This window comes from Photorhabdus hindustanensis (genome assembly GCF_002968995.1).
GTDB lineage: Bacteria > Pseudomonadota > Gammaproteobacteria > Enterobacterales > Enterobacteriaceae > Photorhabdus > Photorhabdus akhurstii.
Map to the genome: position 1 here is coordinate 1 of NZ_PUWT01000165.1, position 581 is coordinate 581.

The 581-nt window shown below is 41.8% G+C and carries 1 pseudogene; it reads right to left on the reverse strand.

The features are described 5' to 3' along the window. Positions 1-581 (reverse strand): annotated as a pseudogene (locus tag C6H66_RS24985) (IS630-like element ISPlu3 family transposase); the annotation flags it as partial.

Sequence of the window (581 nt, forward strand, 5' to 3'; positions counted from 1 at the left end):
TCATGACCTTCCATAATCGCTCTATCGGGTTTAAATTTGGGCTGTATGGCGGAAGGTAATGTAACTCAATATTGCTGACATAAGCCCACTCCTTCACAAGATGCGCTTTGTTGTAACCCGCCCCATCCACAATAAGATGAATTTTTTGATGATAGTCAGGATAAGACTTTCTTATTTCATTGAAAAAACAGCAAATGTTATAGTCATTAATGGTTTGATATTCCTGGAACACCGTATGACCAATGGCATTTAGGTTGAGGGCGCCCAATATATTCAGGCGAGTCCGGCTTCCTGTTGTTTTGACTGTTTTTTTCTCACCTTTCCGCATCCAGCCATAACTGAGTTTGGTACCTTGAGTCGGGTGAACCGCGTCAAGAAAGAGGATGGGCTCGTCTTTCGCGGCGACTTTAAGATTTTCATAATATTCAATAAATTGTCTCTGTTTTTCTGCATCGAATTTATGAGGGACACCACAAGGTTTTTTATAAGAAAAACCCTGACGGTGTAGCCATTTATTCATGCCGGGAATGCTAAAGGTAATCTTCCAGAGCTGAGCAACATAGGCCACGATTTCATGGGTG